The sequence below is a fragment of the Rhizobium sp. K102 genome, from assembly GCF_022385315.1.
In the GTDB taxonomy this organism is placed as follows: domain Bacteria; phylum Pseudomonadota; class Alphaproteobacteria; order Rhizobiales; family Rhizobiaceae; genus Rhizobium; species Rhizobium croatiense.
The window spans coordinates 1,249,378-1,275,099 of the sequence record NZ_CP092436.1; the positions used below are offsets into that span (position 1 = coordinate 1,249,378).

General features: G+C 62.3%; 27 protein-coding genes and 1 pseudogene. 6 read left to right on the plus strand and 22 right to left on the minus strand.

Annotated features, from left to right (window positions below; all coding sequences use genetic code 11):
* Positions 1 to 27: 27 nt before the first annotated feature.
* The 3 genes from MHI61_RS12000 to MHI61_RS12010 all read right to left on the minus strand — a co-directional run bounded on the left by MHI61_RS12000 (position 28) and on the right by MHI61_RS12010 (position 2,171).
* The gene (locus MHI61_RS12000) at positions 28 to 1,233 is read right to left on the minus strand and encodes a multidrug effflux MFS transporter (RefSeq protein ID WP_097605428.1); all 1,206 of its coding nucleotides are present in this window, start codon (positions 1,231 to 1,233) and stop codon (positions 28 to 30) included.
* Positions 1,234 to 1,370: 137 nt separating this feature from the next.
* Positions 1,371 to 1,706 (minus strand): Grx4 family monothiol glutaredoxin, encoded by a 336-nt coding sequence (grxD, locus tag MHI61_RS12005; protein WP_009994514.1) that lies wholly within the window; start codon positions 1,704 to 1,706, stop codon positions 1,371 to 1,373.
* Between the two features lie 234 nt (positions 1,707 to 1,940).
* Positions 1,941 to 2,171: a hypothetical protein gene (locus MHI61_RS12010; protein ID WP_239792176.1), complete on the minus strand. Its 231-nt coding sequence runs from the start codon at positions 2,169 to 2,171 to the stop codon at positions 1,941 to 1,943.
* A gap of 165 nt (positions 2,172 to 2,336) precedes the next feature.
* Here MHI61_RS12010 and MHI61_RS12015 point away from each other — a divergent pair, with 165 nt between their 5' ends.
* Positions 2,337 to 3,554: a hypothetical protein gene (locus tag MHI61_RS12015; protein WP_239792177.1), complete on the plus strand. Its 1,218-nt coding sequence runs from the start codon at positions 2,337 to 2,339 to the stop codon at positions 3,552 to 3,554.
* A gap of 379 nt (positions 3,555 to 3,933) precedes the next feature.
* Here the strand turns inward: MHI61_RS12015 and MHI61_RS12020 are convergent, their stop codons facing one another.
* The 4 genes from MHI61_RS12020 to MHI61_RS12035 all read right to left on the minus strand — a co-directional run bounded on the left by MHI61_RS12020 (position 3,934) and on the right by MHI61_RS12035 (position 8,660).
* Positions 3,934 to 4,167, minus strand: a complete 234-nt coding sequence (locus tag MHI61_RS12020) for a BolA family transcriptional regulator (protein WP_004676237.1) — start codon at positions 4,165 to 4,167, stop codon at positions 3,934 to 3,936.
* A 19-nt stretch (positions 4,168 to 4,186) separates the two neighbouring features.
* Positions 4,187 to 6,418, minus strand: coding sequence for a phosphoribosylformylglycinamidine synthase subunit PurL (gene purL, locus MHI61_RS12025; protein ID WP_239792178.1), 2,232 nt, complete (start codon positions 6,416 to 6,418; stop codon positions 4,187 to 4,189).
* A gap of 121 nt (positions 6,419 to 6,539) precedes the next feature.
* The gene (locus MHI61_RS12030) at positions 6,540 to 7,118 is read right to left on the minus strand and encodes an acyloxyacyl hydrolase (RefSeq protein ID WP_239792179.1); all 579 of its coding nucleotides are present in this window, start codon (positions 7,116 to 7,118) and stop codon (positions 6,540 to 6,542) included.
* A gap of 123 nt (positions 7,119 to 7,241) precedes the next feature.
* Positions 7,242 to 8,660, minus strand: a complete 1,419-nt coding sequence (locus MHI61_RS12035) for a PLP-dependent aminotransferase family protein (RefSeq protein ID WP_239792180.1) — start codon at positions 8,658 to 8,660, stop codon at positions 7,242 to 7,244.
* An 81-nt stretch (positions 8,661 to 8,741) separates the two neighbouring features.
* Between MHI61_RS12035 and MHI61_RS12040 the strand changes: the two genes are divergently transcribed.
* Positions 8,742 to 8,999, plus strand: a complete 258-nt coding sequence (locus tag MHI61_RS12040) for a DUF1127 domain-containing protein (RefSeq protein WP_239792181.1) — start codon at positions 8,742 to 8,744, stop codon at positions 8,997 to 8,999.
* Between the two features lie 27 nt (positions 9,000 to 9,026).
* Here the strand turns inward: MHI61_RS12040 and MHI61_RS12045 are convergent, their stop codons facing one another.
* From MHI61_RS12045 to MHI61_RS12075, 7 genes are all read right to left on the minus strand, one after another.
* Complete coding sequence (locus MHI61_RS12045; protein WP_239792182.1) at positions 9,027 to 9,419, minus strand: hypothetical protein; 393 nt, start codon at positions 9,417 to 9,419, stop codon at positions 9,027 to 9,029.
* A gap of 83 nt (positions 9,420 to 9,502) precedes the next feature.
* Entirely contained in the window at positions 9,503 to 10,174 is a 672-nt protein-coding gene (purQ, locus tag MHI61_RS12050) for a phosphoribosylformylglycinamidine synthase subunit PurQ (protein ID WP_239792183.1), read from the minus strand.
* Positions 10,171 to 10,725: an RNA 2'-phosphotransferase gene (locus MHI61_RS12055; RefSeq protein WP_239792184.1), complete on the minus strand. Its 555-nt coding sequence runs from the start codon at positions 10,723 to 10,725 to the stop codon at positions 10,171 to 10,173. Before MHI61_RS12055 ends, purQ begins: the two co-directional genes overlap by 4 nt.
* 41 nt (positions 10,726 to 10,766) lie before the next feature.
* Positions 10,767 to 11,012, minus strand: coding sequence for a phosphoribosylformylglycinamidine synthase subunit PurS (purS, locus tag MHI61_RS12060; protein WP_239792185.1), 246 nt, complete (start codon positions 11,010 to 11,012; stop codon positions 10,767 to 10,769).
* 15 nt (positions 11,013 to 11,027) lie between these two features.
* Positions 11,028 to 11,792: a phosphoribosylaminoimidazolesuccinocarboxamide synthase gene (gene purC, locus MHI61_RS12065; protein ID WP_004676256.1), complete on the minus strand. Its 765-nt coding sequence runs from the start codon at positions 11,790 to 11,792 to the stop codon at positions 11,028 to 11,030.
* Between the two features lie 248 nt (positions 11,793 to 12,040).
* Positions 12,041 to 14,329, minus strand: coding sequence for an EAL domain-containing protein (locus MHI61_RS12070; protein ID WP_239792186.1), 2,289 nt, complete (start codon positions 14,327 to 14,329; stop codon positions 12,041 to 12,043).
* 91 nt (positions 14,330 to 14,420) lie between these two features.
* On the minus strand, positions 14,421 to 14,978 hold the full coding sequence (locus tag MHI61_RS12075) for an alpha/beta hydrolase (RefSeq protein WP_064685495.1): 558 nt from the start codon (positions 14,976 to 14,978) through the stop codon (positions 14,421 to 14,423).
* Between the two features lie 173 nt (positions 14,979 to 15,151).
* Here MHI61_RS12075 and MHI61_RS12080 point away from each other — a divergent pair, with 173 nt between their 5' ends.
* Together MHI61_RS12080 and MHI61_RS12085 are read left to right on the plus strand one after the other, a co-directional pair.
* Positions 15,152 to 15,955 carry a DUF2189 domain-containing protein gene (locus MHI61_RS12080; protein ID WP_239792187.1) on the plus strand — a complete coding sequence of 268 codons (804 nt, stop codon included), beginning with the start codon at positions 15,152 to 15,154 and terminating at the stop codon, positions 15,953 to 15,955.
* Positions 15,956 to 16,057: 102 nt separating this feature from the next.
* Positions 16,058 to 16,537: a low affinity iron permease family protein gene (locus MHI61_RS12085; protein ID WP_039619964.1), complete on the plus strand. Its 480-nt coding sequence runs from the start codon at positions 16,058 to 16,060 to the stop codon at positions 16,535 to 16,537.
* Positions 16,538 to 16,623: 86 nt separating this feature from the next.
* Here MHI61_RS12085 and purB read toward each other — a convergent pair whose 3' ends face one another.
* The 5 genes from purB to MHI61_RS12110 form a co-directional block, all read right to left on the minus strand.
* The gene (gene purB / locus MHI61_RS12090; protein ID WP_222144218.1) at positions 16,624 to 17,931 is read right to left on the minus strand and encodes an adenylosuccinate lyase; all 1,308 of its coding nucleotides are present in this window, start codon (positions 17,929 to 17,931) and stop codon (positions 16,624 to 16,626) included.
* Between the two features lie 71 nt (positions 17,932 to 18,002).
* Entirely contained in the window at positions 18,003 to 18,488 is a 486-nt protein-coding gene (locus MHI61_RS12095; protein WP_097583915.1) for a hypothetical protein, read from the minus strand.
* A 14-nt stretch (positions 18,489 to 18,502) separates the two neighbouring features.
* The gene (locus MHI61_RS12100; protein ID WP_239792188.1) at positions 18,503 to 19,228 is read right to left on the minus strand and encodes a DUF2259 domain-containing protein; all 726 of its coding nucleotides are present in this window, start codon (positions 19,226 to 19,228) and stop codon (positions 18,503 to 18,505) included.
* Positions 19,225 to 19,902 carry a ribulose-phosphate 3-epimerase gene (gene rpe / locus MHI61_RS12105; RefSeq protein WP_097605134.1) on the minus strand — a complete coding sequence of 226 codons (678 nt, stop codon included), beginning with the start codon at positions 19,900 to 19,902 and terminating at the stop codon, positions 19,225 to 19,227. Before rpe ends, MHI61_RS12100 begins: the two co-directional genes overlap by 4 nt.
* Positions 19,903 to 19,964: 62 nt before the next feature.
* The gene (locus MHI61_RS12110) at positions 19,965 to 21,047 is read right to left on the minus strand and encodes an ABC transporter substrate-binding protein (RefSeq protein WP_239792189.1); all 1,083 of its coding nucleotides are present in this window, start codon (positions 21,045 to 21,047) and stop codon (positions 19,965 to 19,967) included.
* 282 nt (positions 21,048 to 21,329) lie between these two features.
* Here MHI61_RS12110 and MHI61_RS12115 point away from each other — a divergent pair, with 282 nt between their 5' ends.
* Positions 21,330 to 21,824, plus strand: coding sequence for a flavin reductase (locus MHI61_RS12115; RefSeq protein WP_239792190.1), 495 nt, complete (start codon positions 21,330 to 21,332; stop codon positions 21,822 to 21,824).
* Positions 21,825 to 21,856: 32 nt separating this feature from the next.
* On the plus strand, positions 21,857 to 22,177 hold the full coding sequence (locus MHI61_RS12120) for a TfoX/Sxy family protein (protein ID WP_239792191.1): 321 nt from the start codon (positions 21,857 to 21,859) through the stop codon (positions 22,175 to 22,177).
* Positions 22,178 to 22,277: 100 nt separating this feature from the next.
* Here MHI61_RS12120 and MHI61_RS12125 read toward each other — a convergent pair.
* From MHI61_RS12125 to MHI61_RS12135, 3 genes and pseudogenes are all read right to left on the minus strand, one after another.
* Positions 22,278 to 22,701: pseudogene (locus MHI61_RS12125) on the minus strand (NUDIX domain-containing protein).
* Positions 22,702 to 22,708: 7 nt separating this feature from the next.
* Positions 22,709 to 24,226, minus strand: coding sequence for a DEAD/DEAH box helicase (locus MHI61_RS12130; protein ID WP_239792192.1), 1,518 nt, complete (start codon positions 24,224 to 24,226; stop codon positions 22,709 to 22,711).
* A 157-nt stretch (positions 24,227 to 24,383) separates the two neighbouring features.
* Entirely contained in the window at positions 24,384 to 25,706 is a 1,323-nt protein-coding gene (locus MHI61_RS12135; RefSeq protein WP_239792193.1) for a M23 family metallopeptidase, read from the minus strand.
* Positions 25,707 to 25,722 lie beyond the last annotated feature (16 nt).

Consider the following 25,722-nt stretch of genomic DNA (forward strand, 5'->3'; position numbering starts at 1 on the left):
ATCCTGGATGCGGACGAGGTCGGCCTTTCAAACGGCCGGATTGTGCTGCTGGAACAGGCGGCCCTTCTCGGCAATCAGCACGAAGACCAACCCGGCGATCGAGACAGCGAAATAACCGGCGACCATCGGCAGCGCCGTGCCGTCGAAGGCCTGGCCGATGCCGGCGCCGATGATGGCGCCGCCGACCGTGCTCATGAAGCCGAGCACGGAGGAGGCGGTGCCGGCCACATGGCCGAGAGGCTCCATGGCAAGCGAGTTGAAGTTCGAGCCGATCCAGCCGAACTGAAACATGGCCAGACCGAAGAAGGTGATGAACAAGGCGAAGGGCATCGGCTCGGAACTCGCCATCTGGACGATCAGCCAGATGGTGTTGATGGCGATGAAGCCGATCAGCGAGCCGTGCGACAGGCGACGCATGCCGAGCTTGCCGACGAAGCGCGAGTTGAAGAAGGACGACAGCGACATGAAGATCGCCACGCCGGCGAAGGCGACGGGGAAATAGACGCCGAGACCGTAAATGCCGACATAGACCTGCTGGGCGGAATTGATGAAGCCGAACAGCGCGCCGAAGATGAACGTGCTGGCGATCGTGTAGCAGAGCGCCACGCGATTGGTCAGCACCAGCTTGAAGGCGCCGAAGATCGAGCGGGCGGTGAAGGGGCGGACATTCTGCGGATGCAGGGTTTCCGGCAGGCGGATGTAGGCCCAGACGGCGATACCGGTCGCCATGGCGGCAATGAAGAGGAAGATCAGGTGCCAGTTGCCGAAGAACATGACGACCTGGCCGGCGCCGGGCGCGATCACCGGCACGATCATGAAGACCATCATGATCAGGGACATGACCTCGGCCATCTGCCGGCCGCCATAGATATCGCGGACAATGGAGACGGTGATGACGCGGGTTGCGGCCGAACCAACGCCCTGCAGGAAGCGCAGGGCGAGCAACCCCGCAAAAGAGGGGACGAAAACGATACTGATGGCGGACAGGATGTAGATGACGAGACCGATCAACAGCGGCGTGCGGCGGCCGAAACGGTCGGAGAGCGGCCCGTAGAACAGCTGAGCGCAGCCGAAACCGAGCAGATAGGTGGAGACGACGAATTGTCGATGATTTTCGCTTTCGACGCCGAGGCTCGCCCCAATCTGTTGCAGCGCCGGCAGCATGATATCGATCGCCAAAGAGTTAACGGCCATCAGAAAGGCGGCGAGCGCGATGAATTCACGCTTGCCCATGGGCAGGCGGCCCGCGGACACGGCTTGTGATGAATCTGTCACAATGAAATTCCCATAAACAGGTCAAGGCGCTGCTGGCTGCAGCGCCTCGAACTCGAGAAACAGATTTGGAAACCGGGCGGACGTCCGGTGACCGGTCAGGCGGCGCCGCGAACGGTGACGCCGTTTTCCTGGAGATGCTGTTGCAGCTCACCGGCCTGGAACATTTCCCGGACGATGTCGCAGCCGCCGATGAACTCGCCCTTTACGTAAAGCTGCGGGATCGTCGGCCAGTTGGAATAATCCTTGATGCCCTGGCGGATCTCCGAATCGGCGAGCACGTTGATGCCCTTGTAGTCGACGCCGATGTAATCGAGAATCTGCACGACCTGGCCGGAGAAACCGCACTGCGGAAACTGCGGCGTGCCCTTCATGAAGAGGACGACGTCGTTGCTCTTGATTTCGTTGTCGATGAATTCGTGAATGCCGCTCATGAGACCTGATCCTTTCAACGGGCGGGTTAAAGGCCCACCGTTTCAATCGTTGTCCTTAGATAGCATGTGACAGCAGGAATTCCAGACGCCTAAACCAAAAAAAGACCAATCTGGTCAGACCACTTCGGCGATGTTGCTATCACGTTACGGTTGTTGGGCTGGATGGGCCTGCATCCGGTCAATTTCGACGTCGCCGAGGGGCCTAGTTCAACGGTCGGATAATTGCGTCATGCCTCAGCTGCGGCGCTGGCGGCTGCGACCGGCGGCTGTGCGTCGCTTGCTGACCTGTTTGCGGCCAGGTTTGCGCTTGGCGGAGGTCGTCTTTCGGGCGGCAGCCGTTGTCGCGGCGGGGCGCGCCTTGCGCCTTCTGCGCTTCGTCGTGATGCGGCCGGTGGTTTTCTTCAGGATTTCCTTCAGCACGCTATCGACGACGCCTGATATCAATTCTTTGACAAGATCGGCCACAAAACCCCTCCGTTCACTGTGGAAACGACATGGCTGCTATTGAATTCCTGATGACTTCGGTTAGCAAGACGCCTTCGAGACCATACCTGCTTTTTCGCCGAGATCGGCGCCACAGCAGCCGGATCGCACGAACATGCCGGCCATTCGCCCGGCCGAAAGAGCGGAATGAGATTGATAAAAAAGCGGGTCGTCCTGCATTTTCCGGGCTTCGAGCCGCTTGACGGCGTTGCCCACCGGGCGCGTTACGAGCGTTCAGCCAGGCAGAGCTCCGCCGTTTGGGGCTACTCGCTCGAGGTCGGGACGCCGGACGGCGGCAGCGATCCCCTCAGTTTCGAGGTTACGACCAGCGGCGCGGCGCTTGGGGCACCCGAGATGGCGCCCGGGGCAGCCGGGGCGGCGCCCGGGGAAGACCCTGCTCCTGCCACTTGGCGGACGAAGAGCCGGATCCACATGGTCGATCACGACATGTTCGTACGCAGGCTGCGCAGCGGCAATTCGCTGAGCCAGATCGCTGCAGGTTTTCGCAGCTGCGCCCAGATCATGCTCGAAGGCGGCATGCGGGGCTATTTCCGTCATGCCTGGCGCTTCGGCCTGTTCTTCCTCTTTCCGTTCTTGCTGACGGCGCTGGCGATCGCGCTGACGGCGCAGATCGCCGTCACGCCCTACAGTCTCGGCTTTTCGCCCTGGCACATGCTCTGGAGCGGGCCGCTGGCGCTCTGCTTCTTCATCTTCGCCTTCCTGCCGTTTTCCGAACGTTTCCACACGCTGCATCTCTTTGCCGATTGGCAAATGGCGGTGGCGCTCGGCCGCATGCACCGGGCCGATTTCAACGACTGGCTGGAGGACCGGGCCACCGCCGTGCGCAAGGCGCTTGATGAGGAAGCGGATGAATATGTGATCTCCTCGCACAGCATGGGATCGAACGTGGCCGCCCATGTCATCGGCATATTGCTGGAAAGGGAGCCGGAGATATTCAGGGGCAAACGCGTGGTGTTTGCAACGCTCGGCAGCGCCATTCTGCAATGCGCGCTACTGTCATCGGCAAGCCTCCTGCGCGCCCGCGTCGGCTTGATTGCCCGCTGCCCGGAGATTTCGTGGCTCGATGTGCAGTGCCTGACTGACTCGATCAATTTCTACAAAGTACCGGTTGTAGCCGTCTGCGGCCACCCGGACGCGCCCCCGGCGAAGATGCTCCTGATCCGCGTCAAGCAGATGCTGACGCGCGAACATTACCGCAAGATCCGCAAGGATCAGCTACGCGTCCATCGGCAATATGTGCTGGGGCCGGATTTGAAAGCGTCCTTCGACTTCACGCTGATGACATCGGGGCCGATGCCGGCTTCGGTGTTTGCTTATCCGGAGCAGGACAGGTTGCCGGCCTGAAGGCCCGAGTACCTTGGTAGCGATGGACGTATAGCGTTTACACCGAGTGCGTTGGGCGGGTTCTTTATGGGGACTCGACTTAGTTCCCGGCCGTCAGGGCGTCGAGATCAATGGGCGTTCACCACCACAGCCGACCCCGCCCGCCGTCATGCTCGGCCTTGAGCCGAGCATCCACACCGCATCCATCAGCAGCAGTCGCATGGGTCCCAGGCTCAAGGCCTGGGATAACGGAGAGTGTGGTTGGCGTTCTCGCCAAACTCGCTGCGACTGTCCAAAGAGACACTACAGCAGGTTCATAGCCGGCAGTTTCTATGCCTCCCTTACCACCGTATTTGTCATAGGAGTGAGAAGCGGAGAGGGTGGCGGGCTACCTCAAATGTCAATCCGGCGCCGAGGTCTGCAATGCGAGCGCGTGCAATACGCCACCCATATTGCCTTTCAGCGCTTCGTAGACCATCTGGTGCTGCTGCACGCGGCTCTTGCCGCGGAAGGCTTCGGCGACGACTTCGGCGGCGTAATGATCGCCGTCGCCCGCCAGATCGCGGATCGTCACCTTGGCACCGGGAATCCCAGCCTTGATCATGTCTTCGATATCGCCGGGTTTCATGGCCATGATCGTTACTCCTTGCGCATCATTCCGCGGCGAGTTCGCCGCGGCCTTCCATGAAATCAGGGAACCACGATTCATGGGTATCGCGCAATTGCTGAATCGGCAGCGCAATGAGATCGCCGACGACGAGCGCATCTCCGCCGACCGTGCCGAGGCGGCGGAAGGGAACGCCGGCGCCTTCCGCGTTGACACAGACGAAATCCGCCACATCCGCCGGCACCGCCAGCACATAACGCGCCTGATCTTCGCCGAAGAGCAGCGCATGCGACGCACCCTTGCATTCGCCGAGATCGATCGTCAGCCCCTTGCCGGATGCCATGGCCATTTCAGCCAGCGCGACGGCAAGGCCGCCCGAGGAAATGTCGTGGCAGGCGGTTGCCTGGCCGTTGCGGATGACGGAGCGGACAAAATCGCCGTTGCGGCGCTCGGCGAAGAGATCCACTTCGGGGGCGGGACCTTCGCGGCTGTCGAGCACATCCCTGAGATAGACGGACTGGCCGAGATGGCTGCCGTCGAGGCCGATCATGATCACCTTGTCGCCGGCATTGGCGCTGCCGATGCGAACCATCTTGCGCCAGTCCGGCAGCAGGCCGACACCAGCAATCGTCGGGGTCGGCAGGATGGCGACGCCGTTGGTCTCATTGTAGAGCGAGACGTTGCCCGACACGATCGGGAAGTCGAGCGCGCGGCAGGCCTCGCCGATGCCCTTCACCGCCTGGACGAACTGGCCCATGATCTCCGGCTTTTCGGGATTGCCGAAGTTGAGATTGTCGGTGGCGGCGAGCGGTTCGGCGCCCGTCGCGGTGATGTTGCGCCAGCATTCGGCGACCGCCTGCTTGCCGCCTTCGAAGGGATCGGCCTCGACATAACGCGGCGTCACGTCGGAGGAGAAGGCTAGCGCCTTGCTCTTATGGCCGTCGACGCGCACGACGCCGGCATCACCGCCCGGAAGCTGCAGCGAATTGCCCTGGATCAGCGTGTCATATTGCTCGTAGACCCAGCGGCGGCTCGACTGGTTGGCCGAGCCGACGAGCTGCAGCAGCGCCTGACCGTAATTCTTGGGTGCGGCGACGAGATTGGCGGGCAGGGGGGCAGGCTTGCTGGATTCGCGCCAGGGGCGATCATATTCCGGCGCCTGGTCGCCGAGATCCTTGATCGGCAGATTGGCGACTTCTTCGCCCTGGTGCACGACGCGGAAGCGCAGGTCGTCGGTCGTCTTGCCGACGATGGCGAAATCGAGGCCCCATTTGACGAAGATCGCCTTGGCTTCATCTTCCTTCTCCGGCTGCAGCACCATGAGCATGCGCTCCTGGCTTTCCGACAGCATCATCTCATAGGCGGTCATCCGCTCTTCGCGCACCGGCACCTTGTCGAGCTCGAGCAGGATGCCGAGATCGCCCTTGGCGCCCATTTCGACGGCCGAGCAGGTGAGGCCGGCCGCACCCATGTCCTGGATGGCGATGACGGCGCCGGTCTGCATCAGTTCGAGGCAGGCTTCGAGCAGGCACTTTTCGGTGAAGGGGTCGCCGACCTGAACGGTCGGGCGCTTTTCCTCGATCGATTCGTCGAATTCGGCCGAGGCCATCGTCGCGCCGCCGACGCCGTCGCGGCCCGTCTTGGCGCCGAGATAGACGACCGGAAGGCCGACGCCCTTGGCTTCGGACAGGAAGATGGCGTTGGATTTGGCAATGCCGGCGGCAAAGGCGTTGACGAGGATGTTGCCGTTGTAGCGGGCGTCGAACTCGACTTCGCCGCCGACCGTCGGCACGCCGAAGGAATTGCCATAGCCGCCGACGCCGGAGACGACGCCGGAAACGAGATGGCGGGTCTTGGGATGATCCGGTTCGCCGAAGCGCAGGGCGTTCATCGCCGCAATCGGCCGCGCGCCCATCGTGAAGACGTCGCGCAGAATGCCGCCGACGCCGGTCGCAGCCCCCTGGTAAGGCTCGATATAGGAGGGGTGGTTGTGGCTCTCCATCTTGAAGACGACGCAATCGCCGTCATCGATATCGACCACGCCGGCATTTTCGCCAGGCCCCTGGATGACGCGCGGCCCCTTGGTCGGCAGCGTGCGCAGCCATTTCTTCGAGGATTTGTAGGAGCAATGCTCGTTCCACATGGCCGAGAAGATGCCGAGCTCGGTGAACGTCGGTTCGCGGCCGATCAAATCCAGGATGCGCTGGTACTCGTCCGGCTTCAGGCCATGGCCCGCGATGAGTTCCGGCGTGATCGGGATGGTGTTTGGAATGGTCATGAGCGGAAGGTCCCTGGCGCGTTTTGCGCTGTCTTTAGCTTATGTAGCGGCGGCGCGCGACAGAAAAAAGCCCGCCGTCAACAGAGGGCGGGCAGGCTTTTTTCGTAAAGGCAGCAATTGCTCAGAACTTGTAGCCGATCTGGATGCCGGCGCGCGTCATGCCGTCGTTCGGGCCGTCGCAGAGATTGGCATGCGAGGAGTGGGCGATCTGGGCCATTACGTTCCAATGCGGAGTGAAACGGTAGCCGGCACCGGCATATTCGTGAAAGAGGACGCGGCAGCCGAGTTCCGGGCCGTCATCATCGTCGTCCAGGTCGCCGGTATGGATGACGCCGCCGAAGCCGGCTTCGGCAAAGAGCTTGTCGTTGAAATCGACCGTCCAGGTGAAGCCGGTGAAGAATTGGGTGGCTTCACCGGCGGTGCCGATCGAGGTGCCGAGATGGACACGGGGACGCAGCAACTGTTGCTGCCAGCCAACGGCCTCCTCGTATCCGAAAGGGTCGAAGAGCGCGGTAATTTCCGGGAAGACGCCGTCTTCCCCGGAACGGCCCGATTGGACCGAGGCAGAAACCCCGAAACGCAACTCATCGAATATCTGCTCGCCGGCATCTGCCGAACCCGTCATCGAAGTGCCGGCCATAGCAGCCACTGATGCAAGCGCCAAGAAGTGCTGCGCGATCCGCCCGAACTCGACCCTCATTTGCTGTCCTTTGATTCGCACCAAGCGTAGACAACAAAGGGGTAGCATGGGGGCAGGAGCGGTAAAGCGTTCTCGTCAGGCGTGTGCGTTTTTTTCGGAATTATGGCGTGTATTTGCAACAGGTCATATTTCGCCATCATAGGCGGAGCCGCCATTTTCCAAGAGCCGGCGCAGGATCATCAATCCGGAGATCAGCTCCTGCCCGGTCTTCGGCGAGGAGAAACCAACGCGAACGCGATGATAGGATTTGTCCCCGCGCGCCGCCTTGAACTCGTCCTCGTCATCGACGAGCACGCCGTCCCGAAAGGCGGCGTTCTTGAACGTGCCCGACATCCACGGCTCCGGCAATTTCAGCCAGAGGAAGGGCGCATGCAGGTGCGATGCGAACTCGAAGCCCTGCAATTGCTCGCGGGCGATCCGGACACGCCGCGAGAGTTCCTCGACGCTCTGTTTGCGAATCTCGTGCGCCATGCCGCTTTCGACGAGGCGGGCGCAGGTCTCCGCCAGGATGAAGGGCAGGCCACCGGTGATCATCCGGTGCGTTACCCTGATACGCTGGGCGAAATGCGGCGGGCATGCGACCCAGCCGCCACGCACGCCGGCGGCGACCGATTTCGACAGGCCGTTGACCAGGAAGGTGCGATCGGGGGCAAGTGAGGCGAGCAGTGGCGTATCATCGTCGGACATGCCGCCGTAGAGATCATCTTCGATTAGCCAGACGTTGTGTTTCCTGGCGATCGCGACGATTGCCGCGCGCCGCTCGTGCGGCATGATCGTCACCGTCGGATTGTGAACGGTCGGCATCAGGAAGGCGATCTTTGGATGTTGTTGCTGGCAGAGCCGCTCGAAATCGTCCGGGATCACCCCATGTTCGTCGGAATCGACCGTCAGCGTGCGGCGTCCGAGAAGGCGGGCGCTGCGGCTGACCTGCGTATAGGTGAGATCCTCAAAGACGATCTTGTCGCCCGGCGCCGAGACGGCGGCGATGACTGCAACCGCCGCCGCATGAGCGCCGAGCGTCGGCACTAAGTTTTCGACATCCGGCGTCCAGCCGCTGCGGGCAAGCCAGAGACGGCCGGCTTCGAACCAGTTGCGCGGAAACGTGCGGGAATAGGATGAAATCTCGGCGAGATGCTGTTCGCCGATCTCGGCGAGGATGCCCGCTATGATCTTGCCTTGGCCGAGGTCTGGTGCGGCCGTGGTATCGAAGCGGATTTTGTCGGCAGGCGCGTCCTGGACGCGGGTGCCACTGAGCGAGACAGTCAGCGGGTCGGTCTGTTCGCCGGGCTGCGTCTCGGAGCGGTTCAGCACATAGGTGCCGCGGCCGACCTCGCCGGCGACCAGGCCGCGCTCATGCACCAGCGCATAGGCGCGGCCGATTGTGCCGATGGTCACGCCGATATCATAGGCGAGGTTGCGTTGCGGCGGCAATTTGCTGCCGGCGGGCAGGGCGCCGCTCGCGATGGCGGATTCAATGCTGTCGGCAAGCCGGAGATAGACCGGCCCGGAACCGCGGGAAAGATCAGGAAGCCAATTTGTCATGGTGACAATTGTATATATTGGCACATTGTATCGGTCAAGCGTATGAGTCAATTCCAGTGGCAAACCGAGAGGATTTCTGGAATGTCTGCCTTGCCTGAGATCAAAATGCCGATTGTACCGATTGTCTCTTATGAAGATAGGAGGCAGATCGTCCTTCCCGTAGCGCCTCCTGAGGTGACGACGCGTTTGGGGCGGATTTGGACCGCAATTCTTCTCTGGCATCAGAAGCGGGAAGGCCGGCGGGCGCTGAGAGGCCTGACGGCGAGCGAGCTCAAGGATATCGGCGTGTCGCAGTCCGAAGCCGCACGCGAAGTCGGCAAGTCGTTCTTCTGGGACTGAATGCGTTATCGGGATCTGCTGCCGCGATCAGCTGCAGGCTTTGTTGCCGCCCGACCAGCGATTGACGTCGGCGACGATGCGGCCGGCGACCGGTTCCGACATCATCGGACCGAAGGCCTGGAGACGCGATGGGCTTCCCTCGGCCTGAACGACAAGCAGCGGCCGGCTTTCCGGGCTGCCCTTGTGGACGAGCAGGATGCGAGGCCGGCCGGTGAAGGAATTAAGCTCCGGGGCGAGCTTATAGGTTGCAAAAGCCGGGTCACCCGACTTGAACCAGCAGGCACTGGCGCCGAGCGCCACGCGTTCCATCGTCGGCAGCGCGGCGCGGTTGGGGCCTGTCGTCGGCACCGGCGTCTGGCAGGCTGCGAGCATGGCTGCGAGAGCGGTCAACAGGGCGGGGTTTGCGAGGCGATGGCGCATCAATATTGCTCCGAACCGGACGGAAATTTTCGTGTGCATGCCGTTGCCCAAGACCGCGCGCGCTTTTGGGCAACGAGCAGGGCTCAGGCGGCGATGACGTCGAGCGCTGAGGCGAAGAGGCCACGGCCGTCCGAGCCGCCATGGGCGGCTTCGATCAGGTTTTCCGGATGCGGCATCATGCCGAGCACGTTGCCCTTTTCGTTCATGACCGCGGCGATATCGTTGAGCGAGCCGTTGGGATTGGTGCCTTCGGCATAACGGAAGACCACCTGGCCATTGCCTTCGATCCTCGCCAGCGTGGCTTCGTCGGCGAAATAATTGCCGTCATGATGGGCAACGGGGCAGCGGATAACCTGGCCTTGCGCGTAGGCGCGGGTGAAATCCGTTTCGGCATTGACCACTTCGAGCTTGATCTCGCGGCAGACGAATTTCAGCGAGGCATTGCGCATCAGCGCGCCGGGCAGCAGGCCGGCTTCGACGAGGATTTGGAAGCCGTTGCAGACGCCGAGCACTTTCACGCCCTTTGCAGCCTTGTCGATGATCGCCTGCATGACCGGCATGCGGGCGGCGATCGCGCCGCAACGCAGGTAGTCGCCATAGGAGAAGCCGCCGGGAATGACGATCAGGTCGACATCCGGGATTTCGGCTTCCGTCTGCCAGATCGTTACCGGCTCACGGCCGGAAATCTTGGTCAGGGCTGCGATCATGTCGCGGTCGCGGTTGAGGCCCGGAAGTTGAACGACGGCTGATTTCATGGGGTCCCTGCGTCTGGCGAAAGATATTGAACTGGAACGCTTTCGGTGAGCCATACTCCATTGTCGGAGACAAAGAAAGAATGACCCTCTGAAAACATGCGGGCAGCGTTCACGCGAAGGATGACATGCTCGCCCTTGCGGCGGAGCGCGACGATTTTCGCCGTTTCGACATCCGCCGACAGATGCACGTGGTGGCGCTGCATCTTCTTCAAGCCCTCGCGCTCGATCGAGTGCCAGGCAATCGCGGAGGTGCCGTGGAAAAGATCTGCCGGCGGTTCGACCACAGTCAGCACGAGATCGACCTCGACGCTATGACCCTGGTTCGCGCGAATTCTGTTGTCGACGAGCGTGAAGCGCTTCTTTGGATTGTTTTCGATGATCGCGATAATCTCGGCGCGGGAGACATCGTATTTCGACGTCAAAGCCTTTTCGAGCTCGTCGAACGACACCCAGCCCTCACCATCAAGCGTCAAGCCGGCGGCATCGGGCGCATGGCGCAGGACATAGCTCATATATTTCGAGACTTCCGTCTCCAGCTGTGCCTTCGTCATGAGGCCAAATCCTCAAAATCTGCCGGCCGGCAGGTCTGTGATCATCCGTCGATCGCGATCGCGTAGTTCTCGATCACCGTATTGGCGAGCAGTTTTTCGCACATCGCCTTGAGGTCGACCTCGGCCTTCGCCTTGTCGGCGCCCTCGAGCTCCAGGTCGAAGACCTTGCCCTGTCTGATATGGCCGACGCCCGAGAAGCCGAGGGCGCCGAGCGCGCCTTCGATGGCCTTGCCCTGCGGATCGAGAACGCCGTTTTTCAGCGTGACGGTGACACGAGCCTTGATCACTTTGTCTATCCTGCCTTACTTGACGAGAACCGGGCCGGTGCCGCGCACAGGCTCGTTTTCATTGATGATGCCGAGACGGCGTGCGACTTCGGAATAGGCTTCGAGCAAGCCGCCGAGATCGCGGCGGAAGCGGTCCTTGTCCATCTTCTCGCGGGTTTCGATATCCCAGAGCCGGCAGCTGTCCGGCGAGATTTCGTCGGCGAGGATGATGCGCATCATATCGCCTTCGAAGAGGCGGCCGCATTCGATCTTGAAATCGACGAGCTGGATGCCGACGCCGAGGAACAGACCGGTCATGAAATCGTTGACGCGGATGGCAAGCGCCATGATGTCGTCGAGCTCGGCCGGGTTGGCCCAGCCGAAAGCGGTGATGTGCTCTTCGGAGACCATCGGATCGTCGAGCGCATCCGACTTGTAATAGAACTCGATGATCGAGCGCGGCAGAACGACGCCTTCCTCGATGCCGAGGCGCTTGGCAAGCGAACCGGCGGCGACATTGCGCACGACGATCTCCAGCGGGATCATCTCCACTTCCTTGATCAACTGCTCGCGCATGTTGAGCCGGCGGATGAAATGAGTGGGGATGCCGATCTTGTTCAGATGGCTGAAGATATATTCGGAAATCCGGTTGTTGAGGACGCCCTTGCCGTCGATGACTTCATGTTTCTTCTTGTTGAAGGCGGTGGCATCGTCCTTGAAAAACTGGATCAAGGTGCCCGGTTCCGGACCCTCATACAGAATCTTTGCCTTGCCCTCGTAGATACGGCGGCGACGGTTCATCGTGGTCATTCTCTGTTGTTGGCGCTCTTGGGATAGCGCGAGTGGATCGATCTCGTGGCGTCCCCTTAAAGGAAAAGAGTGGGTTTCACAATCCGCCTGTCGCTCCTTCCCACTTTTCGGGATTTCTGGACCCGGTTTCCGATTTTACGGAATACCGCCAGGAGAATCGAATGGATTCCCAAGACGAGTTTAGCGCCTTTTCCTGTAGCGTGGAATGAAGGCAAAATGGCGGACCGCTTATCCAGGTTTTATTTGGCAGCTCTGCTTGGCAGCGCGCGGCCAAGCTGCGCTTGCAGGGCGCGAGCGGCAGTTTGCCCGTGACGCCAGCTGCCGGCGCGGACGAAGGAAGGGATCTGCATGGCCGGCATCGGCCGGGCGAGCGCATAGCCCTGCAGCATGTCGCAATCGAGTCCTTCGAGGATGCGGATGTGATCCGCCGTCTCGACGCCCTCGGCGATGACGCGGATGTTGAGCGAGCGGCCGATGTCGATGATCGAGCCGACCAGTTTGCGCTGCTCGGCCGATTGCGGCAGCAGGCGGATCAGCTCGCGGTCGATCTTCAGCGTCGTCGGGCTCAAGCGCAGCAGGCTGACGATCGAGGCATGGCCGGTGCCGAAATCGTCGATCTGGATGTCGATGCCGAGCTTGCGCAGCTTCTTGAGGTTGGCCGACACCAGCGCGTCGCAATCGTCGAGCGAGATCGATTCCAGCAGTTCGAAGGCGATGGCGCCGGGTTCGATCTTCAGGGCGCGGAGCTTCTTGCCGAGATCGGGATCGGCAAGCCGGCGGGCGGAAACGTTGACCGATACTTTTGGAATCGACAACCCGTCCTTGATCCAGGCGCGGCGGTCGGCCAGGGCGCGCTCCAGGATCAGCGCATCGATCGTCGAGACGACATCGAGATCCTCGGCGATATCGAGAAAGCGGTCGGGCGTCAAAAGCCCGTGCCGGGGATGCTGCCAGCGGGCGAGCGTCTCGACGCCGGTGACATCGAGGGTGCGGGCATCGAACTGCAATTGATAGAAGGGCACGAATTCGTTGCGCTCGAGGCCGATCAGAATCTCGTCGGCGAGCTGCTTGGCCGAGACGATATCGCTGCGGGCCGATGCCGAGAAGAATTCGAAGCGGTTGCGGCCCAGCCCCTTGGCGCGATAGAGCGCGATGTCGGCGTCGAGCAGGATTTGCTTGGCGTCGAGCCTGGCGCCGCTGTCGACGGCGATGCCGATGCTGGCGCCGAAACGGCAGTCGTGCCCCTCGTATCTGACGGGCTTGCGCAATTCGCGGATCACGCGTTCGGCGAGGCCGGCGATCTTCTTCGAGGCGGGATCGACGGCACAGAGGATGACGAATTCATCGCCGCCGATGCGCGCGACGAAATCGGCGGCACGAACGGAGTTTCTCAGCACATTGGCTGCGTGCTGGAGCATGGCGTCGCCGGCCCGGTGGCCAAGCGTGTCGTTGATCTGCTTGAAGCGGTCGAGATCGATGTGGAGAATCGCCAGCGCAAGGCCCTTGGCGCGGCATTCGGCCGAGCGCTCGTCCAGCATCTTGTCGAGATAGCGCCGGTTCGGCAGGCCGGTGAGGTAATCGTGCAGCGCCAGGTGCTCGATACTCTCCTTGGCGGCTTCGAGCTCGCGGTTGCGGGCTTCCGCCAGATCCTTGGCGCGCTGCAGCTCGTTGCGCAGTGCGACGTCCTCGGTGACGTCCCAGTTGGCGCCGATCAGCTTGCGGTGGCCGTTGCCATCGACGAAAAAGGCCGAGCGGGCGCGGATGATGCGTTCGGCGCCGTCACCACGGATGATGCGATATTCCTGCTGGAAATCGCTGCCGCTTTCGACGCTGCGGCCGGCCAGGCCGAGCACGCGTTCGCGGTCGTCGGGATGCAGGCTTTTCGCCCAGGCATCGCCCGCGATCTGATGCGAGGCACCCTGCAGGCCGTAAATGGCGATGAGGCGATCGTCCCATTCGACCGTATCATTCTCGATATCGGCCTCGAAGACGCCGATGTGGGAAATCGCCAGCGCCAGGTCGAGCCGGCGCGACAGGCGCGACAGTGTCTCCTCGGCTTCCTTGCGGGCGGTGATATCGATATCCGTGCCGACGATGCGCGTCGGCACACCGTTCTCGTCCCATTCCACGCAGGCGCCGCGGCAGTCGATCCAGACCCAGTGGCCGTCCCTGTGACGCTCACGATACTGGAAGATCTGATAATCCGGATCGCCGGCGTTCTGGCGCTCGATGGCATGAGCGACGAATTCCCGGTCGTCGGGATGGACGAGCTGCAGCCAGGCATCGTAATCGCCGGCGACCTCCTCGTCGGGCGCCATTCCGCGGATGGTTTTCCACGTGGGCGAGTAATATTTCCGGTCGAGGCGGTAGTTGTGATCCCATACGCCGAGGCCCGAGCCGACCAGCGCATGGTTCCATCGGCTCTCCCGTTCCGCCAGTTCGGAATCGCCGGCTGCCCCGCCTGCCTCAGCCGCTGTGGCATCGCCATGCGGGTTCTCGGCCTCTGGATCGGCTTTCTTCACGGGCATTCTCGCTTAATCATCTCAGGCGCAGTCTGCTGTCTTTCCATTAAGAAAGACTTAGAAAGCAACTGCTGATTTAACGAGAAGGCGGTTTTCCTCAATCAGCGGAGAGACGGCTCAGGAACTGGGCAAAGACCATGGTGCCCTCTGGCCAGGGACCGTGACCGGAATCGGCATTGATATGCCCGGCCTCGCCGGCATCGACGAGAAAGGAGCCCCAACTGCTGGCGATATCGTCGGCATGCTCGTAGCTGCCGAACGGATCGTTGCGGCTCGCCACGGTGATCGACGGGAATGGCAGCGGCTCGCGCGGGTAGGGGCCGAAGGTCATCAGGTGCTTCGGGCGGATGTCGGGATTGGTTACATCGGGCGGGGCGACGAAGAAGGCGCCGGCCACCCGATTGCGGAAAAGCGGGATGGCGTGGATCGCCGAGGGCACGCCCAGCGAATGGGCGACGAGCACGACGGGCCGGGTCGAGGCGTTCACCTCCTCGGCGATGCGGGCGATCCAATCCTCGCGGACCGGCTTCGTCCATTCGGCCTGTTCGACGCGCCGCGCCGTGCTGAGCTTCGCTTCCCAGCGGCTCTGCCAATGGCCGGGGCCGGAATTGGTATAGCCGGGGATGATGAGGATATCTGCGTCTGAGGCTTTCATAGTGCCGCCGATGTGAGAAAGCCTGTCGAAGATGTCAAGAGGGGCGTCAAGGGAGAGAGCGACACGCGCCTTGATATTTGTTATATTGCTCCAGTGCCGGTTGCGGATTTCGTATCGGCTTGCCCGCCGATGCGTGCCGCTGCCGACCAATCTCGGCTGAGGAGGAGAAAGCCATGGCGGCATTTCATGTCATGACGGGTGCCAGCGAAAGCTTAGCGCGGCCCGTCGTCAATCGTATTGGCATTGCTGACGTCTTCGACGCGCTGAAGCGCGGGCTCGACGATTTTAAAGAAAAACCTTCGCATTATGTGTTCCTGTGCCTGATGTACCCCATCGCCGGCATCTTCCTGACGCTATGGACCTCCGGCGCCAATCTTCTGCCGATGGTCTTCCCGCTGATGTCCGGTTTCGTGCTGATCGGCCCGATCGCGGCGATCGGCCTTTATGAGATCAGCCGCCGGCGCGAGGAAGGCCTCGATACATCATGGACGCATGCACTCGAAGTGCGCCATTCGCCGGCACTGCCGTCGATCGTCGTGGTCGGGCTGATGCTTTTTGCCCTTTTCGTCGTCTGGCTGGTGACGGCACAGACGCTTTACACCAATCTTCTCGGAGAAGTGTTTCCGCGCTCCATGACAGATTTCACCCGCCAGGTTTTCGGCACGGCTCAAGGCCTGCAGCTGATCATCTGGGGCAATCTCATCGGCTTCGGCTTCGCGCTGGTTGTGCTGGCTATCTCCGTCATCACCTTTCCGCTGCTGCTCGACCGCGATGTCGGGGCCGTCGCCGCTGTCGTGACCTCGATCCGGGCCACGGTCGCCAATCCGGTGCCGGTGCTGCTCTGGGGCCTGATCGTCGCGGCACTGCTCGTCATCGGCACAATCCCGGTCTTTGCCGGGCTTGCGCTCGTCATCCCGATCCTCGGCCATGCGACCTGGCATCTCTATCGCAAGCTGGTTGCGCGGGAAATCGCCTAAACAGAGCCTCATCCCGGGGGTCGGATTCCGATTTCCCCGGGAACCTCAAACCTGCCTCGGAGTTCTTAGCGTAGGCTTCGAGGGAGGATTTCAGAGGTGACGATGAAACATCTGTTCGCCCGCTTCGCAACCAAGACATCGGAATGGGCGGGCAAGCCCGTCATCTTCATCCTGGCGCTGAGCATCGTCATCGTCTGGGCCGCACTCGGCCCCTTCTTCGACTATTCGGAAACCTGGCAGCTGATCATCAATACCGGCACGACGATCATCACCTTCCTGATGGTCTTCGTGCTGCAGAACGCCCAGACGCGCGACACGCGGGCGATCCAGGCCAAGCTCAACGAAATCATCCTGACGAGCCACGCCGAAAACCGCTTCATCGGCATCGAAAATCTCGACGAGGATGAGTTGAAGCATCTCGACCGACTTGTCGCCAAGGCCGCCAAGGGCAGGGGCGAGACGGAGGCGTGCAGGACGACGGATGCCGCAGAAACCGTAACGCCGAAAAAGACCGAGGCGCGCAAACGCCCTGGGAACGCTAAAGCCTCAAAGATGAAACAACGGCCGCTTGAGAAAAGCTAAATACAATTCCCGAGGATCTACTGCCGGCTGATATGTGGCAGATCCTCGGCACAAGGCCGAGGATAACGCCGAGGGTTGGGATTTTCTCAAGCGTTCCCAAATACCCGCCGGAAAATCGTGTCGACATGCTTGGTATGATAGCCAAGGTCGAACTTCTCGCGAATATCCTCCTCGGAAAGCGCCGCGCGCACCTCCGCATCCGCCAGCAGCTCTTCCAGGAAATCCTTGCCCTGTTCCCAGACCTTCATCGCGTTGCGCTGGACCAGGCGGTAGGCGTCTTCGCGGGAAGTGCCGGCTTGGGTCAGCGCCAGGAGGACGCGCTGGGAGTGGACGAGGCCGCGGAACTTATTGAGGTTCTTCTCCATGTTTTCGGGATAGACCAGCAGCTTTTCGATGACGCCGGCCAGACGCGAGAGGGCGAAATCGAGGGTGACTGTGGCGTCGGGGCCGATCATGCGTTCGACCGAGGAGTGGGAGATATCGCGCTCGTGCCAGAGGGCGACGTTTTCCATGGCCGGCAGAGCGTAGGAGCGGACCATGCGGGCGAGTCCGGTCAGGTTTTCGGTGAGAACCGGGTTGCGCTTGTGCGGCATCGCCGAGGAGCCCTTCTGGCCCGGCGAGAAATATTCCTCCGCTTCCAGCACCTCGGTGCGCTGCAGATGACGGATCTCGGTCGCCAGGCGCTCGATCGACGAGGCGACGACGCCGAGGGTGGCGAAATACATGGCGTGGCGATCGCGCGGGATGACCTGGGTCGAGACCGGCTCGGCCTTCAGGCCAAGCGCCTCGGCGACATGTTCCTCGACGCGCGGATCGATATTGGCGAAAGTGCCGACGGCGCCCGAGATGGCGCAGGTCGCGACTTCTTCGCGGGCGGCGACGAGGCGCTGGCGGCAGCGCTCGAATTCGGCATAGGCGAGCGCCAGCTTGACGCCGAAGGTTGTGGGCTCGGCGTGGATGCCGTGCGAGCGGCCGATGGTGACGGTGTCCTTGTGTTCGAAGGCGCGGGTTTTCAGCGCCGCCAGCAGCCGGTCGAGATCGGCGATCAGGATATCGGTGGCGCGCACCAGCTGGACGTTGAAGCAGGTGTCGAGCACGTCGGACGAAGTCATGCCCTGATGGACGAAACGTGCATCCGGGCCGACGATTTCGGCCAGGTGGGTCAGGAAGGCGATGACGTCATGCTTGGTGACGGCCTCGATCTCATCGATGCGGGCAACGTCGAAGGTGGCGGCGCCGCCTTTTTCCCAGATCGTCCTTGCCGCCGATTTCGGGATGACGCCGAGTTCGGCCAGCGCGTCGCAGGCATGCGCCTCGATCTCGAACCAGATGCGGAACTTGGTTTCGGGAGACCAGATGGCGACCATTTCGGGCCGGGAATAACGCGGGATCATGGGCGGCTGCCTTCAATTCAAGAGGTTAAGCATCAATGTATGCGCCCCTGTAGCAAAGACGGGCGGCAATCTCAACGCATGCGTTTGGCAAGATAATAGCTGCTGACGACAAGGCAGACGAGACCGAGCGGCAGGAAAAGGCGCAGACCGATCACCAGGAACTGATAGACGGCGCTGATGCTGGTGAAGATGAACTGGAACACCCAGATGCCGCTTCCGAAGGGCGCGTGCCAGCGCGAATAGAAGATCCGATACTCCATCGCGAAGAGGAAGGCCGTCATCGCGATCGTGGCCGCGATCAGCGTCACGAAAAAGGCGGCGAAACGCGCCTCCGGCGGCTTGCCATAGGCGAGGAAGCGGGCGGCCGGCAAAGCGAAGGGCCAGGCGAGCAGGCCGCCGAGGAAATAGAGCGCGGCGACTTCAGCAAGCCGGCTCGTCTCCAGGCCGTTGCGCAGATAGAGACCCAGCATAGCCGAGACGAGCATCTGCACGGCCCAAAGCAAGGCGCCGAGGATCAGATGGGAGTAGGGCGGCCATGCCGCCCTGAGGCGCTCCATGTCGGGCAACCAGCTCAGGGATGAACCGGAACGGCGATCCAGCGCCCGTTCCTTTGCGCATCGAAGGCCAGGACCAGGGCGATATGAACCTGGTTTGCGGCGTCCGGCTGATAGACGACGGCGCCGCCGATCCTGTATTCGACCGAACATGCGCGCTCGGCCGGAACCGTTTGCGCCTGGCGCGCTGCCTGCCGGTTCGGAGCGCCTTCCTTCTCGATCATCTGCAGGCTGAAGCCGAGGACCCGCTTGGCGATCGCCGCGCAGTCCTTCGGCACCGCGATCGGCAACTCGCCGAGCGAGAGCGTATAGGGCGATTTCGGCGGGCCGTCGCTCGCAAGCGTGGTGTAGCGCAGCGTCTTTGCCGGAGAGCCGAGTTCGGTCGGCGGATTGAAGGCGGCGATCAGGCCGGGGTTGGTCAGCAGATCGTATTTGTCCATCTGGCCGCGCGCCGCCGTGAGATTCTGCCGCCGCGCCTTGGAAAGATTGGCGTCCTTGTCGGTCAGCTCGGTGCGGAAGGGCGTGCCCTCGAGATACTGGCCCTTATCGGTATCGATGAAATAGGTGTTGGAATAGGGGACATTGCTGCCCTCCTTGAGGCCGAACTCCTGGAATGCGAAGACCTTGCCGTCGGCGGAAAAGCCGATCGGCTGGATGCTGGCAATGTCGCCGGCAAGTGACACGCCGGGCAGACCGGCGAGTGCGGCGGCGAGCAGGCCGCCTAAGAAAAGCTGCTTCTTCATGCTCGTCCCCCTTCGGCTGCCTGACGCAGATCGGTGACGGTCCGGCGATAGTCCTCGACCGTATCGCCCTTGAAAATCGCCGAGCCGGCGACGAGGACGTTGCCGCCGGCGCGGGCGATTGCCGGCGCCGTTTCCACAGTGACGCCGCCGTCGACCTCAAGCTCGATCGGCCTGTCACCGATCAGCGACTTTGCCGCCGCGATTTTGGCTGCCATCGCCGGAATGAACTTCTGTCCGCCGAAGCCGGGATTGACCGACATGATGAGAATGAGGTCGACATCATCGAGCACGTTCTCGATGGCGCTGAGCGGGGTTGCCGGATTGAGCGTCACCCCGACCTTCTTGCCGAGATTGCGGACAGTCTGCAGCGACCGATGCAGATGCGGCCCGGATTCGGCATGGACGGTGATGCGGTCGCAGCCGGCCTTGGCGAAAGCTTCGAGATAGTCGTCGACCGGCGAGATCATCAAGTGGCAGTCGAAGGTGGCGCCAGTATAGGCGCGCAGCGACTTGATGACATCGGGGCCGAAGGAGATGTTCGGCACGAAATGCCCGTCCATCACGTCGAGGTGGATCCAGTCGGCCCCGGCGGCGGTGACATTGCGCACCTCCTCGCCGAGCCTGGCGAAATCCGCCGCGAGGATCGAGGGGGCAATGCGAATGGGCAGCGTCATCAAGTCTTACTCCGTATGGGCGCCGGCCGAGCCCGGCGCCGGAATTCAAGGCTGGCCGCCGCTCATTGCGTCGGCGCAGCCGGTGGAAAAAAGCCGTTGCCGCTCCATTCGAGCAGGCGGTACGGGTTTTGCGAAAGTTCATGCGTGCCGGTGAAGGCGACGGCACCGACCGGGGTCTGGAATGTCGTGCCGAGCAGCGTCTCCTGCAGGGGCTTGCCGGCCGCAGCGGCGGCTTCTGCTGCCTGGCCGGCAATCAATGCCGCCGCCAGCGACGGCAGGACATAACCTTCCGGCTCGATCCCTTTGGCGCGCAACGTTTCGGCCGCCGCCGCGGCTTCCGGCAGAACGGAATATTCGGGCAGGGCGACGGCGCGCACGCCGGACCCGAGTGGAAGTGGCAGATCGGCAGCGCGCATGGCGTCGCCGCCGAAGATGGAGAGCGGGATGTTCTCGGCTTCCGCGTCGCGGGCGATGACGGCGATGTCGTTACGGTCACCGCCGACGAAGACCCTCGTGGCGCCGGCCCGTTTCAGGCGGCGGACAAGAGCGATCTGTTGCTCCTGCCCCGGGCGATAGGTATCGGTGAAGACCGGTTTCAGGCCGTTCTGTTCCAGCGCGTTGCGCACCGCTTCCGTCAGTTCGCGGCCGTGAATGGTGCCGTCCTCGATCAGGGCGATCGGGTCGGCTGCCCAATTCTTCAGGATCACTTCGTTGATCTTTGCCGCCTCGGCGCCATCGGCGGGCGCCATGCGGAAGAGCGGCCAGGCGTTTTTCAGCGCATCCTCCATCAGGATGCGGGAGCGCACGGAGACGGTGATCGCCGGAATGCCGGCATCCTTCAGCTTCGGCAGGGCGCCTTCCAGCGTCTCGCTGCAGAGAAAGCCGACGGCGATCTGCACCTTGGCCGCGACAAGCGCATCGCCGACTGCCACGCCGCTATTGTCCTCGCAGGTCTCGTTGACGGCGACGAGCGTATTGCCCGACTGCTGGATCTCGAAACCGGCGCCGGCGGCAATCTGTGCGCCGAGCAGGGCGAGCGGGCCATTTTCAGGGGCAACGACGCCGATCGTCACGCCGGCCGCGTGGCCTTGCGCCGCCGCTCCCAGCAGCATCAGAACGGCTGCTATGCCACGCAGGTTGATCATGAAAGGCGGAGATCCCTAGCCATCGTCCATGCCCTTTTATCCGCAAGGCCGCGATCGTCAAAGAAAAACAAGCGTAACCCAATGCTTTTCACCGGTCCTATTGTAGAAAAGGTAACCCATGCTCGCCATATTGGCGCGATGGAAAGTCGAACTGCAGCGCAGGACGTCCTTTCGGTGACGCAAAGGACGCTGCAGCACTTTAAATTGCCGCCTAATTTTGTCCTTAAATCGATTCCGATTTATGGATGTATGCAGTCGGCAGAAGAGCGTACGGAGAAGCACTTGTTGAACAGGCAGCATATCGACCCCGGCCTTTATCGCGATGCCATGAGCCGTTATGCCGGCCATGTGCAACTCGTGACGACGGTGATGGAAGGCATGCGCCGGGGCGTCACCATCACAGCCGCCTGCTCGGTCTCGGATAATCCGGCCTCGGTGCTGATTTGCCTCAACAACACCAATCCGAAGAACGAGATTTTTTTCCGCAGCGGTATCTTCGTGCTGAACACGCTCGGCGCTCACCACCAGGGCGTTGCCGACGCTTTCTCCGGACGCACGGCGCTTGCCGATGACGAACGCTTCGCCAGCGCCCGTTTCGACACGCTCGTCACCGGCGCGCCGGTCCTTGCCGATGCGCTTGCCGCCTTCGATTGCCGGGTCACCGACATCAAGGAAATGCCGACGCATAACGTCATCTTCGGCGAAGTCGCCGCCGTCCGCTTCAGCGAGAAGCATCCGGCGCTCATTTACTTGAACCGGGATTATCATACGCTGTGATCGGAGCAGCCGGAACTTCGAGGGAATAGAGAATGGACAATGCCGGGATCGAGGAAATGTTTCAGGGGCTCGGCCCAGTCACGATCAAGCGCATGTTCGGCGGCAAGGGCATTTATCACCTCGGGCGCATCGTTGCAGTCGAAGTGCGCGACGAGATGCTGCTGAAGGCCGACGACACAAGCGCCCCGGAATTTGCCGCCGCCGGCGCCACGCAATGGGCCTATGAGGGCAAGAAGGGCAAGCCGGTGAAGATGCCCTACTGGTCGATCCCCGAAGAGGCTTACGACGATCCCGATCTGATGGCGAAATGGGTAAGGCTTGCCTATGAGGCGGCGCTACGCGCCGAGGACTAAAGCGCGTCGCATCAAATTTGATTCACGCAACGCGCTTTAGCTCTTTGTTTTGATGCATGTCGTTGTCCCGGAACCGCTGCACACTTCCGGGCGACATGCATTAACGCTGTTCGGCGGCCGGCAAAGCAGATATTGCCGCCTTGGTGAAGGCCGACAGGGGCGTGGGCAAATCCGTCAGGGCAAACCAGCCGAAATCCGAAAGCTTGTCCGGTTCGGTCAATTGCGGCTCGCCTTCGACATCGCGGGCGAGATAAAGGATAGACATCCAGTGCTGGCGGTCGGCAGCGATGATCTGTTCGGTCACGGCAATCCGTTCGATCCGGCCGATCTTGAGGCCGGTTTCTTCCTCGGCCTCGCGACGTGCGGCTTCTTCAGCCGGCTCCATGTGATCGACCTTGCCGCCGACAATGTTCCAGTAGCCAGCTTCAGGCGGATTTCACGCGTTTATAGAGGAGGATCTTGTCGTTTCGCAGGATCACCAGACCAACGCCGAGGCCCGGGAAATCATGGCCGGGCCTGCCCATTGGATGTTCAGACCTTGGCGCTGCCGGCGATCAGCATGAAGGCGGGGATGTCGTCGCCGAAACCGACCGGGGTCGGGCCGTCGTCGTGATCGCGATGGCGGCGGCGGTCGCGGCTGTCGTCGTTTGCCGGGTAGGGCCGATTGTTGCGCGCATTGTTTTGCGGCTTCTGCTCTGCTTTGCGCTCGTTCTTCAAGACTTCGGCCCTTGCTGGTGCTGCTTCGATCACTTGGACGTCATTATCCTGTATGTCGTTATCAGATTTATGACTCGCGGCGCCGCGACTGCCGCGCCCGCGCCCACGATCCCTCTCGCCCCGCTCACCCTTTGCGCCGCGGTCGCGGCTGTTGCGCCGCGGGCGCTCGTTGTCGGCGCTTTCTTCGGCCGGCGGCAGTGAATTCACATCGCCGCTCAGCCATTCGACCTTTTCGCCGATCAGCTTCTCGATCGCATCGACGAATTTGGTGTCACGCTTGGTCACGAGCGTAAAGGCGGCGCCCGACCGGCCGGCACGGCCGGTGCGGCCGATGCGGTGGACGTAGTCCTCGGAATGGATCGGCACGTCGAAATTGAAGACGTGGCTGACATCGGGAATGTCGAGGCCGCGGGCGGCGACGTCGGAGGCGACCAGCAGCTGGAGATTGCCGTCACGGAAGCTCTGCAGCATCATCGTGCGCGAACGCTGGTCCATGTCGCCATGCAGAGCACCGACGGAGAAGCCGTGGCGCTCGAGCGAGCGGAAAAGGTCGGCGACATCCTTCTTGCGGTTGCAGAAGATGATGGCGTTCTTCAGTTCACCCTGGGCGCGCACCAGTTCGCGCAGAACCGCGCGCTTCTCGTAGTCCTTGCTGTGCGAGGCGACGAAGCGCTGCGTCACGGTCTTGGCGGCCGATGCCGGCTTTGCCACCTCGATGCGCTCGGGATTTTGCAGGAAGCGGTCGGCGAGCTTCTGGATCTCCGGCGGCATCGTTGCCGAGAAGAACAGCGTCTGGCGGGTGAAGGGGATGAGCTTGGCGATGCGCTCGATATCGGGGATGAAGCCCATGTCGAGCATGCGGTCGGCCTCGTCGATGACGAGGATCTCGACCCCGCTCATCAAAAGCTTGCCGCGCTCGAAATGGTCAAGCAGGCGGCCGGGCGTGCAGATCAGCACATCGGCGCCGCGCTCAAGCTTGCGGTCCTGGTCCTCGAAGGAAACGCCGCCGATCAGCAGCGCGACGTTCAGACGGTGGTTCTTGCCGTACTTCTCGAAATTCTCGGCGACCTGGGCAGCGAGTTCGCGGGTTGGCTCGAGGATCAGCGTGCGGGGCATTCGCGCGCGGGCGCGGCCCTTTTCCAATAGCGACAACATCGGCAGAACGAAGGATGCCGTCTTGCCGGTTCCGGTCTGCGCGATGCCGCAAATATCGCGGCGTTCGAGCGCAAAGGGAATGGCCCCCGCCTGAATAGGTGTGGGGATCGTATAGCCCGCGTCGGTAACAGCGGATAACACTTTTTGGCTCAAGCCAAGGTCAGCAAATGTCGTCAAAGGGAAAACTGTTTCCGTTCCGGTTCGGCCGAGCTCTGAACGAGTCGGCGGGATTGCATGCCGCAATGCAGCGCGACATAGCCCCGAATGGCCGGCAAGTCAAGAAATAGAGAGGGCGCACTCCGTGCAGAGTGAAGCGATGGTTACCTGACGGCTATTACTTGATGTAGGTGGCGAGTTTAAGTCCGGCATTCATGAAATATACTGGATCGACCGCCTGGCCGTTCTGGCGCACTTCATAGTGCAGATGGGTGCCGGTCGAGCGGCCGGTACTGCCGGCAAGACCGATGACATCGTTGCGGCCGACCGTGTCGCCGACCTTGACGAGAACCTGTGACATGTGGCCGTAGCGCGTCGAGATTCCGTTACCGTGGTCGACCTCGACCATATTGCCGTAGCCGCCGGTCCAGCCGGCGGCGATGACCTTGCCGGGCGCCGTCGGGCGGATTCTCTCGCCCGGCGAAAAGCGGAAGTCGATGCCGGAATGCAGCGCCAGGCGGCCGAGGAATGGGTCGCGGCGGTTGCCGAAGGGGCTGGTGACGTCCTTGCCGATGGCGGGGTTGCGGAAGGGCAGGGATTCGGCGGTGCTGCGCACGGCCTCCAGCCGGGTCAGCGCGCCGTCGAGGGCGGCCAGCGAATTGTTGAAGTCGTCGTTGCTCTCTGGTTCGAGATAGGGGCCGCCGACGGCGCTCTCCTCCTCCTGCCTGGCGGCGGCCGTCTCCTCAGGCACAGGAATCTTGAAGCGGGTCAGCACGGTCTCGATGGCGCTGGCGGCGTGGCCGGCGTCACTCGTCAGCTGTTCGACGCGGTTGCGCTGGTCTTGCTCGACATCCTTCAGCGACAGCGTCACCTTGGAGAAGACGCGATCGGCGCGGTCGCCGACCGTCTCGGCGGACGGCGCGTAGGCAAGCGTCGAATTGCCGGGCATCGCGTCGGCGGGCGCTCCGCTCGCCAGCTGTCTCTCGATCGCCTCGATGCCGCCGGTGAGCGAAGCGCGCTTGTCCTTGATATCGGGGGCAAAGGACTGGACGGGCAGTGACGGCGCGGGCTGGGTGCCGTCCTTTTCCGTCAGGCCGGAACTTTCGGCGCGGTCGAGCAGATTGTCGAGCTTGCCGTGGCGCGAGGTGAGCGCCAGCTGCTGCTCCATCAGCTTGTCGACCTTGTCCTCGACCACCTGCTGGTCAAGAAGCTGGCGGGAGGTGATGCGGTCGACCTGGGCGCGAAGGGCGGCGATGCGGTCCTCGTAGTCATGCTGCATGCGCGCCTGGCGCGCCATGGTGGCGCCGATCAGGTCGTCGCGCAGCACGAGGTAGGAGGTCGCCAGCAGATAGCCGATCGAGAAGACGCCGACGAAGCAGAAGGCAAGCGCCGCCATCCACGGCCGGACCGTCATGTGGCGCACCTTGTCGCCGCTTGCCAGGATGAGGATGTGTTCCTGCGCCCGCTTGCCGAATACCCGGTGCTGATGTCCGCTGTTCACGCAGGCTCTCCCGATT